The organism is Bordetella sp. (assembly GCF_057362025.1).
Genome location: NZ_JBMQQZ010000031.1, coordinates 1 through 10,792 on the forward strand (window position 1 = coordinate 1; position 10,792 = coordinate 10,792).

At 68.0% G+C, this 10,792-nt stretch carries 11 protein-coding genes; 3 read left to right on the plus strand and 8 right to left on the minus strand.

All coding sequences use genetic code 11. The annotated features are described in order from the left end of the window. Window positions 1-2 precede the first annotated feature (2 nt). The 4 genes from ACO1P8_RS07550 to ACO1P8_RS07565 all read right to left on the minus strand — a co-directional run bounded on the left by ACO1P8_RS07550 (window position 3) and on the right by ACO1P8_RS07565 (window position 3,319). Complete coding sequence (locus ACO1P8_RS07550; RefSeq protein ID WP_486295276.1) at window positions 3-455, minus strand: GNAT family acetyltransferase; 453 nt, start codon at window positions 453-455, stop codon at window positions 3-5. Window positions 456-776: 321 nt separating this feature from the next. Next, entirely contained in the window at window positions 777-1,664 is an 888-nt protein-coding gene (locus tag ACO1P8_RS07555) for a LysR substrate-binding domain-containing protein (RefSeq protein ID WP_486295277.1), read from the minus strand. Between the two features lie 173 nt (window positions 1,665-1,837). After that, entirely contained in the window at window positions 1,838-2,197 is a 360-nt protein-coding gene (locus ACO1P8_RS07560; protein WP_486295278.1) for a hypothetical protein, read from the minus strand. 210 nt (window positions 2,198-2,407) lie between these two features. Further along, window positions 2,408-3,319, minus strand: a complete 912-nt coding sequence (locus ACO1P8_RS07565; RefSeq protein WP_486295279.1) for a DMT family transporter — start codon at window positions 3,317-3,319, stop codon at window positions 2,408-2,410. A gap of 134 nt (window positions 3,320-3,453) precedes the next feature. On the opposite strand from ACO1P8_RS07565, the gene ACO1P8_RS07570 reads away from it, so the two are divergent. Next, on the plus strand, window positions 3,454-4,305 hold the full coding sequence (locus ACO1P8_RS07570) for a LysR family transcriptional regulator (RefSeq protein WP_486295280.1): 852 nt from the start codon (window positions 3,454-3,456) through the stop codon (window positions 4,303-4,305). A gap of 83 nt (window positions 4,306-4,388) precedes the next feature. On the opposite strand, the gene ACO1P8_RS07575 is transcribed toward ACO1P8_RS07570, so the two are convergent. Next, on the minus strand, window positions 4,389-5,012 hold the full coding sequence (locus ACO1P8_RS07575) for a YncE family protein (RefSeq protein ID WP_486295281.1): 624 nt from the start codon (window positions 5,010-5,012) through the stop codon (window positions 4,389-4,391). Window positions 5,013-5,060: 48 nt separating this feature from the next. After that, window positions 5,061-6,281 (minus strand): helix-turn-helix domain-containing protein, encoded by a 1,221-nt coding sequence (locus ACO1P8_RS07580; RefSeq protein WP_486295282.1) that lies wholly within the window; start codon window positions 6,279-6,281, stop codon window positions 5,061-5,063. A gap of 237 nt (window positions 6,282-6,518) precedes the next feature. On the opposite strand from ACO1P8_RS07580, the gene ACO1P8_RS07585 reads away from it, so the two are divergent. Further along, window positions 6,519-7,367 (plus strand): DUF2182 domain-containing protein, encoded by an 849-nt coding sequence (locus ACO1P8_RS07585; protein WP_486295283.1) that lies wholly within the window; start codon window positions 6,519-6,521, stop codon window positions 7,365-7,367. Here ACO1P8_RS07585 and ACO1P8_RS07590 read toward each other — a convergent pair. Next, complete coding sequence (locus ACO1P8_RS07590; RefSeq protein WP_486295284.1) at window positions 7,325-8,878, minus strand: DHA2 family efflux MFS transporter permease subunit; 1,554 nt, start codon at window positions 8,876-8,878, stop codon at window positions 7,325-7,327. The genes ACO1P8_RS07585 and ACO1P8_RS07590 overlap by 43 nt on opposite strands. 176 nt (window positions 8,879-9,054) lie before the next feature. Here ACO1P8_RS07590 and ACO1P8_RS07595 point away from each other — a divergent pair, with 176 nt between their 5' ends. Further along, a complete protein-coding gene (locus ACO1P8_RS07595) occupies window positions 9,055-10,056 on the plus strand; it encodes a ketopantoate reductase family protein (RefSeq protein ID WP_486295285.1) in 1,002 nt (333 codons plus the stop codon). A gap of 28 nt (window positions 10,057-10,084) precedes the next feature. Here the strand turns inward: ACO1P8_RS07595 and ACO1P8_RS07600 are convergent. Next, window positions 10,085-10,792 (minus strand): MmgE/PrpD family protein (locus ACO1P8_RS07600; protein WP_486295286.1); only part of this gene is annotated, 708 nt, incomplete at its 5' end.

Sequence of the window (10,792 nt, forward strand, 5' to 3'; positions counted from 1 at the left end):
CATCAACCCACCGCCTGTTCCCGCGTATCCGGAATCAACCGTTTGCCGTAGCTGATCACATCGTCCTGCCTGAACCCCAGCTCGCGGTAGAAGTCCTGTACCGCCTGGTTGTCGCCGCGTATCAGCAGATTGATCTTGGGGCAGCCGGCCTGGATGAACCGCTGTTCCACCGCATCGATAAGCGCCTTGCCGTAGCCGCGCTTGCGGCAGACAGGGTCGACCGAGAGGTAGTTGATCCATCCGCGATGGCCGTCGTAGCCGGCCATGACCGAGGCGACGACGCGATCGCCGATCGTTCCCACCAGGAACCATTCGGGCTGCACCGTCAGCTTGCGCGCGATGTCCCTGTGCGGGTCGTTCCATGGACGGGTCAGCCCGCACGCGTGCCAAAGCCGGATAACGGCGGCTTCGTCGCGCGACTGGTAGGGCCGGATGTCGAGATCGGGGTGATGCATGCTTGCGCTCCTTGAAGGTAGGGAACGAAGGCCGGAAACATCACCGCATGGGCACATAGAAAACACAAAGGCCACGGGGATGTCGTGGCCTTCAGGGTGGATCGCCGGATCAGCGGCAATCGAACGGCATGAAACCACTCAACGTCGGCGTCGAGTGATTCGTCGGAAAGCGAAGGCGGCGGGGATGCCGATGATGGGCTTATTCATTTGCAGTGTCGGGCTTTTGCCGGCCTGGACGGTGGGCCCGCGGGAAACCTTCCTGCCGCGGCACGTCCAGGTATGGAGGCGAGCTTACCCCGGCATGCCGACCCGTGGCAAACCTTACCGGCGGGACGCGGCGCCGGCGTCGCTCGCGTGCAACGACGCGCGCAGCCAATCGATGAATGCATCGGCCTGCGGCGCAAGGGTACGCCCGGCAGCCGGCAAGGCGCATAAACCGCCGGCGAACGCCACCGCGCCGAACGGCGCGACCAGCCGCCCTTCGCCGAGTTCGCGCGCGATCAGGCGTTGTTCGACCAATGCCACGCCCAGGCCCGACAGCGCGGCCTCGATACAAAGGTGGGTATGCGGGAAAGCCAGCGTGTCGCCGCGCGCGACGGACCGGCCCGTCTTCGCTTCCCACTGATCCCAGGCGCTGGAGGTGTATTCGTGCGCGATGCGCGCACGCTTGCGCGGGGGCAGTTTCGCGTAGGCCGGCGTGCACACCGCGGCGAAGCTTACCGGCGCCAGTGGGAGCGCGCGGCGGCGGTCCGCCTCGCTATAGCCGGAAAGATCCCAGGCCAGCAACAGGTCGGCGCCCTCGTTGCGCATTTCGCGGGCGGACGTCATGGACAGGCGGATGCGGATGTCCGGATGCGCCCGGTAGAACGCCGGCAGTTGCGGCACCAGCCAGCGCATGGCGAAGGTCGCGCTGCAGGCCACGTGCAGGCCCGGGCCGCGCGCGTGGCGGCCCAGCCTATCGTAGGCTTGCTCCAGCTGGTCGAACACCGACCGCACGGCAACGTGGAAGTCGCTGCCGGCCTGCGTCAATCGCAGGCCGGTCCCGTCCTTTTCGAACAGCGCGACGCCGGCGTGTTCATGCAGCAGGCGCAGGTGGCGGCTGACCGCGCCATGCGTGCGGCACAGTTCTTCGGCGGCGCGAGTCACCGATCCGGTACGGGCGACGGCTTCGAAAGCCCGCACAGCGGCGAGCGGAGGCAATTGGCGCAAGGGAAAGCCCGATGATGAATATCGCCGCGATCATTCAACAAAAATCGCAGCGGATCAAGCGGGCCGTGCCGTCGCGCCGGCGATGAGGTCCTTGCCTGACTCCTTGCCTGACGAACGGACGGGGCGCGCGGCTGCCCGCGCGCCCCATCGATCACCGGCTGGCCGGTGCGCGTTTACTTGCCGTATTTGGCCTTGGCATCGGCCATGCAGGAATCCTTGGCGTTGCCGCTCATGGCATCGCACTTTTCCTTGGCGACCTTGTAGTCGGCGTCACGCTTGTCCTTGTTGGCATCGTGGCGCGCTTCGGCCTGCTCCTTGCCCGCCTTCTCGTCCGCCTTGGCCTTCTCGCGGGTGGCCTTGGCCTGCTGCTCGCAGACGTCCTTGTCATTGCCCTTCATGCCATCGCACTTCTTCTGGTCGGCGCGATACTGGGCATCGATGGCTTTCTCTTTCGCGCTTTCGGCGTGGGCACCCACGGAAAAAGCGGACAGCGCGATCAGGGCACTTGCGAGAACCGGCTTCATGGCGTTCATATACTTCTCCTCATGATTTGGCGCTCCGGCCTTCCTCTTGCAATGAACGAGGACGCCGTGGCGCGGGTGCGGCCCTATGCCGCACCGCGGTCCAGAGACAGCAAGTGCTGTGCCGCGGCGGCCATCGCCATAGCGGAAGGGCGCGTCGTGGGCCCGCCACGATCGGCGAGCACACTGGAGCGTCGGCGGATTGCGGGCATGGGACGATCGTCAAATCCAAGGCCGCGGGCGCCCGGCCCTTTGAACCGTCGGCCGGCCTATGTCTTCACCGGACACCATCAGGGATACGCCCAGTCCGGAAACCGCCGCGCCGGCCAGCATCGGCCAGGACAGCGGCTCGCGGAACATCGCCCAGGCCCAGACGAGCGTGACGGGTGGGCTCAGGAACAGGACACTGGTCACGCGGGCGGGCGAGGACCGTCGCAGGCACGCCCAGTACAGGCCGTAGCCTCCCAGCGTCGAGAAAATCGCGGTCCAGGCCACGCTGGCCATGAAGCCGGGGGACGCGAGCGGCCACACGCTGCCCTGCGCGGCCTGCAAGCCGAAAAAGACGGGGCAGGATACCAGGCTTTGCAGCCATAGCATGGCCAGCGGGCTTAAGCCGGGGCCCTGCGCCGTCGACCGCTGTTGCCAAACAGTCGCGCCCGCCAGCGACATCATGCCCATGACGGGCAGGACGTAGGCCCACGGCGGCGCAACGCCCAGCGTCAGGACATCCTGGCAGACGAGGAACGTGCCAGCCAGGCCGAGCGCCAGTCCGCTCCAGACCCGCCCCCGCTTGCGTTGACCGAAGACGCAAGTAGTGATCAGGAGCGTTCCCGCCGGTACGAGATCCGCGATAAGCGCGGCCAGGCCCGTGGGCACACCGGCCTCGATGCCCTTCGACACGCCCGCCAGATACCCGGCGACCGCCAGCACGCCGATCAGTGCCTGGCGTATCAACACCGCGCGGGGCGCCTGCCGGATTTCACGCGCTACCAGGGGATACAGGAAGAGCGCAAGCGCGATAAGCCGCCAGAGTATGACCAGGAATACGGCTGCGTAATCGGCGGAGAACCGCATCCCGACGAAGCCTGAACTCCACGCGACCACCATCATTGCTTCCAGTGCTGGCAGTGGCACGCGGATAGTGCGATGCGGAGGGATGCACGGCCTTGAACGGGGGGTGGGTACGCCTGTCATCCCTGCAGGCTAGCGGGGAAGCAATGATTAGAAAATCAAAATATACTGATCAGGTCATTCAATCTTCTTAAATTATGTCCACCGTTCTCGATATCGAGCTGCTGCGGACGTTCCACGCGGTGGCGCGACTGGGAAGGTTCCGCGCCGCTGCCGAACTGGTCAGCAAAAGCCCGGCCGCCGTCAGCATCCACATCCAACGGCTCGAAGCCATCGCAGGCGGCAGGCTGTTCCATCGCGACAACCAGGCCGTCACGCTGACCGCGTTGGGCAAGCGCCTCTTGTCCAGTACCGGTGAGGTGCTAAAGGCCCACGACCGCGTCCTGGGAGAGATACATGGAAAAGCCCTGGCTGGCCGCGTCGTGCTCGGCATACCGGATGAATACGCCGCGCATGTGATCCACGACATCCTGCCTGGATTCTCCGCCGCCTCGCCCAACCTGATCCTGGAAGTCAGGACCGCGCCCAGCTTCAAGCTTCGCGACCACGTTGCCCGCGGCAAGCTCGATCTGGCCGTCGTGGTTCAGCCGCTGCATAAAAGCCGGTCCAAGGATATGTTGGCGGTGACGACGCCCGTGTGGGCAGGTGGCCCGTCCTTCGTGATGGATACCGCGGTCCCCTTGCCTTTGGCACTCTATGCGGAGCCTTGTCCCTATCGGGCAGCGATGACCGCCGCGCTCGACGCCGCGGGGCGGAAGTGGCGCGTGATTCTGGATAGCGCGTCGACGCAGGCCATAAAGGCCTGTGTCGGCGCGGGCCTGGCAGTGACGTTGCTCGATCGCGCAAGCGTCGACGGCGCGATGCGTGTGCTGGACGGGCTTCCTGCCGTAATGGACCACGAGATCGTCCTGATGCGCGGCAACCGGGCAGGCACGGCCCCGGCCATCGACCTGCTCGCCGCCACGTTGCGGCAACAATTCAGGCTGTGAGGCACTTCGCGCGTCCTGGCCCGCCTGGCCGGGATGCCGCACGGATCGGTCCATTTCCGACCGGGCGGGGCGGGCCGCCGGTGTCAAGCCGGCCGGCGCACGACCCGTATCGTCCCGCTGTTGCCGCCGCCGCAATACAACAGATCCCGCCCATCGGACTCCAGTCCGGACACGCCGGTTCCGGCCGGCAAGTCCAGCTGGGCAAGCACCTCGCCCGTGGCGGCATCGATTTTGCGCAGGTCGCTGGCGTCGTCCTCCCAGGTGCCGTGCCAGAGCTCGCCATCCTGCCAGGTCACGCCGGTGACGAAGCGATTGGACTCGATGGTGCGCAGGATCTTCCCCGTCCCGGGATCCAGTTGATGGATTTTGCGCTCGCGATACTGCGCGATCCAAAGAAAGCCCTCGGCCCATGCCATGCCCGAGCAGCCCGGCGGCGCCGGAATGGTGCCGGATATATTCCCCGTCCGCGGATCGATCTTCTGGATCCGGTCGCCCGCGATCTGGAAAATATGTTTGCCGTCGAAAGCGGTGCCTGCGTTGGCTTCGACATCGATGGTACGCAGGGTCGTTCCCTTGTGCGCGTCCACGCAGTGCAGCTTGTCCCCGGACGCGAACCAGACATGCTCGCCGTCGTAGGTCACGCCGTGCACGGCGCTGACGCCGGCAAAGGGCCCCAATTCACGGACGATGCGGGCGGGCTGTTTCATGGGGTCCTCTCCTCGTTCATGGAATCGATAGGTTCTTATGGACCGATGCTAATCAACGATGGGCTGCAGCGGGAGTAACAAGGTTGTCGTGTAGCCCGGCGGCGCCGGCGCCATCCAGCGGCGCGCGCGGCCGCGCCCGGCGGCCTGGGCCTTGCCGCGCGACGCCAGGGTTTCCAGCGCGCGCTGCACCGTGCGCTGGCTAGCGCCCAGCGCCAACGCCAGGGCGGAGCTGGACCACGATTCGCCATCGGACAGCAGCGCCATCACCGCCGCGTGCGGCTCTTCGGAGGGATGCGCCAGGACCACCACGTCGCGCCCTCCGCGCGGCGTCAGCAGGAAGCCGCGCGGCGTGGCGTCGATGCCGGCCAGGCCTTGCAGCGCGCGGCGCAGGCGGCCGATTTCCACGCGCAGGCGCACACGGTGCGACTCGTCGCCATGGCGCGTCCGGAACGCCGTTTCGATGAGACGGTCCCGGGAGACATCCGCCGGCCATGCCTGGGCCAGCAGCCTTGCCAGGGTGAACAATACCGGGCGCGTCGCCAGCAGTACCGTGGTGTTGCCTTCAACGACGACATGCCGGCAGGCATCGACGATGAAGGACCGCGAGCCCAGTATCGCTTCCACCTCTTCCAGCCGCAGCAGGCGTTCCGCCCCGGTTGCCACCAGGCGCGCGGCCGGGATCTCCAGCGCGCGCGCGGCGCCGTCGACTTCCGCCATCAGCGCGGGGATGCCGGCATTGCGCGCGGCGCGGCGCGCGCGTACCAACGCATCGCGGGCCGCGCCGGCGTGCACCCTGCGTATCGCGATGCCCGCGTGCGCAAGTTCGTGCGCCACCCGGGTGGCGGGGCTCAAGGCGGAGGGATCGATGCCGGCAATGGCGCGGTCGGCTTCGTCCAGGCGGCCGAGCAGCAGCAGGCGCCGTACCTCCAGGTGCCGCGCGTGCGCGGCATTCATGCGGTCGCCATGCGCCTCCAGTGTCGCCCGCGCCGCGTCCAGCGCCTTGGCTGGCCACGCCAGGTCCCGCGACACCAGCGCGATCTCGGCTTCGGCCACGACGCAGCGCGCGCGTGCCGCGGCATCGCGACCGCCGTAACGCGTGGCCGCGCGGCGCAATAGCGCCCTGGCGCGCGCGAAATCCCCCAGCTGCGCCATCGCCAGGCCCCGCAAGGCCAGCGCCGGCGCGTCCTCGCGCAGGGCGACGCGGTTCAGCGCACCCAGCGGATCGCCCGCCGCCAACGCCCGCGCCGCCATCGTGATCAGCTGTTCCATAAGGATTCCGCCAAATTTGTCACTCCCTGCCGCGGGCAGGGCGTCCGTAATCTACCACTGGCCGGCGCTCGAACGAAGTGCCGGCGAACACGGGTGGGCGCAGCGATGGATACGACAGGCAAGCACGGCACGGACGACACGGCAACGATCCGCGGGGGACGAACCGCCGGACGGCTTCATTGGAGACTTCCCCCGGCGGCTCGCGAGGCCCCGCCATATCGGCTCCTCGACGGTTGCGTGCTGGTTTTGCTGGCCTGCGCGGGAATGGCGGCGGGATGGCACGCCGCGCTGCCTGCCATCGCGCGCCTGCCCCTGTGCGGCGGATCGATGCCCGCGGCGATGTGGCTGCGCATGCCGGGGCAGACGTGGCCGGGAGCCGCCCTTTCCTTCCTGTGCATGTGGACGCCGATGATGGCGGCGATGATGCTGCCCGTCCTGGCGCCCGCGTTGTTGCGCTATCGGCGCGCGATCGGCGCCGGCACCGCGCATCCCCATCCCGCACGGGCCGTCGTATCGGCCGCGTGCGGATACCTGGCGATGTGGGCCGGCCTGGGCGTATTCATTTACCCAGTTGGCGCGGCGCTGGCCATCCTGCGCATGCACCAGCCAGCCCTGGCGCACGCGGACACCTACATCGTGCCAGGCATCGTGGCGGCGGCGGGCCTGTTGCAGTTCAGCGCCTGGAAAGCGCGCCATCTGGCCTTTTGCAGCGATGCGCCGGTCGACCTCGCCACGAAGGCCCCCATGCGGCATGCATGGCGCTACGGCACGCAGCTGGGCGGTCATTGCATCCAAGCCTGTTGCGGACTGACCGCGGTACTGCTCGCGACCGGTCTCATGAACCCGGCGTCGATGATCGCCGTCACCATCGCCATTGCCGCCGAGCGCCTGCCGCGCAACGGCACGCGGGTCGCCCGCGCCACGGGTGCCGTGCTGGTGCTGGCCGCGCTGGCCATGGCGCCCTTTGGCGAAACATCGTTGCAGGCGCGCTTGGTCCTGGCAGCGCCGCCGCATGCCGTTCCGGACAGCGTGCGCGCACCGGCCTATCTGCCGCGCAGCCCCGGCGTCACCCGCGCGGGCAGATAACGCAGCGCGATCGCCATGGCCGTCAGCGCCGCAATGGCGGCGACCGCCATGCCCGTGCGGTAGCTGCCGACGTAGGCGTCCAGGATCAGGCCCTGCAGCATCTGCGCCGTGTGCGGCACCGCCGTATCCGGCGCTTGCAGGGCGGCCAACCTGGAGGCTCCCGCCAACAGGGCCGCGCGCGTCCCGTCGTCGACCGCCGCCTGCGCCAGGCGATGGGACAGGTAATACGGAAAGGACACCAGCGAAATCATGCCCGCCGCCGCCACGGCGAGCACGCCGGCGATACGGCTGACGGCGTTGTTGATGCCGGACGCGACACCCGATTCGGCGTCGGCGACGGAACTCAGCACCGCGGTGGTCAGCGGCGCGACGCTGATCGTCATGCCGACCGCCATCAGCAGCAAGGCCGGCAGATAGCCTGTCCAATAGTCGATCGCCCCGCGCCCTTCGACAATCGCGAAGGCCACGCATCCGGCCGTGACCAGGCACGCGCCGGTACTCAAGGTCGCGCGCAATCCCCAGCGATCTCCCAGCCTGCTGGCCAGCGGCGACAACAAACCCATCACCAATCCGAAGGGGATCAGCGCGGTCCCTGCCTGCAACCCGCTATAGCCATGCACCTGGATAAGCGTATAAGGCAGCAGGAAAAACACCACGCTTAGCGCGAAATACAGGCCCACCGTGATCCCGTTGGTGGCGCTGAACACGCGCGACCGGAAGATGGACAAGGGCACCAGCGGCGCACGCGATCTCGCTTCGTGGACCACGAAGGCGGCGAGCGTCAACACGCCGGCCGCGAGCACGGCCAGCAGCGCGCCGCGGCCCTGATGCGCCTGCGGCAATTCGCCGGCCGCATAGATCACCAGCGCCAGCCCCGCCGTGACCAGCAGGCCGCCCGGCCAGTCCGTGGCGCCGCGAATCGCGCCGTAGGTTTCCGGGACGAAGCGCAGAGTCAAGGCGACGGCCAACAGCGCCAGCGGAAGGTTGATCCAGAAGACCGCGCGCCACGACAGCAGGTCGATGAATACGCCGCCCAGCACAGGCCCCGACACCGTGGTCAGCGCCGCGGCCGCGGCCCATATGCCCACCGCCCGTCCGCGTATGTTCTTCGGATACGCGGCGGCGATAATGGCCAGGCTTTGCGGCACCAGCAGCGCGCCGCCCAGCCCTTGCAGCGCGCGCGCCGCGATCAGCGCCCCGGCCGACGGCGCCAGCGCGCAGGCCAGCGACGCCAGGGCGAACAGCACGATCCCGGTCGTGAAAACCCGCCGGCGCCCATAACGGTCGCCCAGCACGCCGCCCATCAGGATCAGCGCGCCCAGAATCAGCGCGTAGCCATTGACCACCCATTGCAGGACTTCAAAGCCCGTATGAAACTCTCCCTGGATCGCCGGCAGGGCGACGTTCACCACGATGCTGTCGATGAAGGCCATCGACGACGCCAGGATGGTCGCCGCCAGCAGGAAAGGCCGGGCGGACGGTGCGCAGGGAGTGGCGGGATCCGAAGTCATCGCTCGTGACGGTAGCACGTCCCGCCAAACGCCGGAACCGCGAGGCTCGTCCTGCTATTCTCGCAATTCGCGGCTTTTTCCCGGCGCTGGCCGGGACCGGATCCTGGCCTTGTATCGCGCCGCCGGCAATGCCGTTCTCTCATCGATCGCGCCTCGCGCGCCAGGAGCAAAAGGACATGGACGTATGCGTTTTTGGCGCGGGTGCCATCGGCGGTTTCATGGCGGCGCGGCTGGCCGCCGACGGGCAGGCGAAAGTATCCGTGATCGCGCGCGGCGCACATCTGGCCGCCATCCAAACCCATGGCCTGCGCGTGCTCTCCACCGGCGGCGACATTGCCGCGCGCCCCGCGCATGCCGTGGACCGGCCGCAAAACCTGCCGCCGCAGGATATCGTTTTCGTGACGCTCAAAGCCTACGCGCTGCCGGCCGCCGCCTCCGCCATCGCCGGCCTGCTCAAGCCCGGCGGCCACGCGGTCTTCGTCACCAATGGCCTGACGTGGTGGTGGAAGCATGGTCTGCCCGATCCCGGCCCCCTGCCCTTGCTGGATCCGGACGGCGCGCTATGGAACACGCTCACCCCGCAACGCGTGCTGGGCTGCGTCGTGTATGCGCCCACGGAAGTCATCGAGCCGGGCGTGGTGCGCCATACCGGACCGAACCGCTGGCTGTTGGGTGAACCGGATGGCGCGGACAGCGCGCGGCTGCGCGCCACCATCGAACTGATGCGCCACGCCCGCCTCGGCGCGGAGGCCCCGGCGGACCTGCGGCGCGAAGTCTGGTCCAAGCTGATGCGCAACGCCGCCTTGAACCCGCTGTGCGCCCTGACGCGGCTGCCCTCCAATGAACTGGCCAGCGATCCGCAATTGCTCGCCATCGGCGATGGCATCATCGCCGAGCTCGTGGCCATCGCCGCCGCGCAGGGCAGCCACGTCGAGGACCAGGCCGAAGAAGCGCGTTCGGCCCTGCGCCGCGGCGGCCCGGCCGGCAACAAGCCGGTAGGCGGCATGCGGCCGTCCATGCTGCAGGACGCCCTGGCCGGCCGCCCCACCGAAGTGGAAGCCATCCTGGGCCAGTTGCAGGCATTCGCGCGGGAAGCCGGCGTGCCCTGCCCGCATATCGACGGCGTGCTGCCGCTGATGCGCGGACTGGACCGGTCGCTGCGGCTGTCCCGCGATTGACGTCCGCGTCCGCGCCGCTACGCGATCCCTACCGGCTGCACAGCGAGAAATCCACCGAGGCGCGATCGAAGGCGCCCTCGACATGCGCCAGCAACGCCCGCGCATCCGCCTCGGTCAAGCCGCCGTACGCGCAATTCGCCTGAAATTTCCGGATCAGGTCCCCGTCGCTAAGCGGGTGTTCCGCGCCGCCCTTGAAGTAGCCCTGGCGGAATTCATGCACGGCGCCGTCGGCCATCTTCACCCGCACATGGCCGGTGAACTGCTTCGGATAAGGATTCTGCGGATCCACCACATACGACACCTTGGAAGCCACGCCCAGGATGGCCGGGTCCTTGACGATCACGTCGTCGTACTCGCGCAGCCCGGCATCGCCGCGCACGATCGCCACCGCGATCGCATACGGCACGCTGAACTTCGCGGCATAGCCGTTGGGCGGCCTGCGCTTCTGGTCCAGGGGCTCCCACAGGCGGTGCAGTACGCCCTCCGCCGCTTCGCATTCGATGCTGGCGATGGACGCGGGATCCAGGCCCAGCTTGCCGAACTCGCGCGCGCAGTCGATATAGGGATGGCACATCGTCCCGCAGGCATAGGGCTTGAAGGCGATGGTCGGCCAGATCCAGGTATCGCCGAAGCCCGCCATCATCGCGTCGAAATCGCCCGCCAGCGTATTGGCGAATCCATGGAACAGGCCGTGCGAACCTTCGAAGACGGTGCGCGGCCCCTTGAAGCCTTCCAA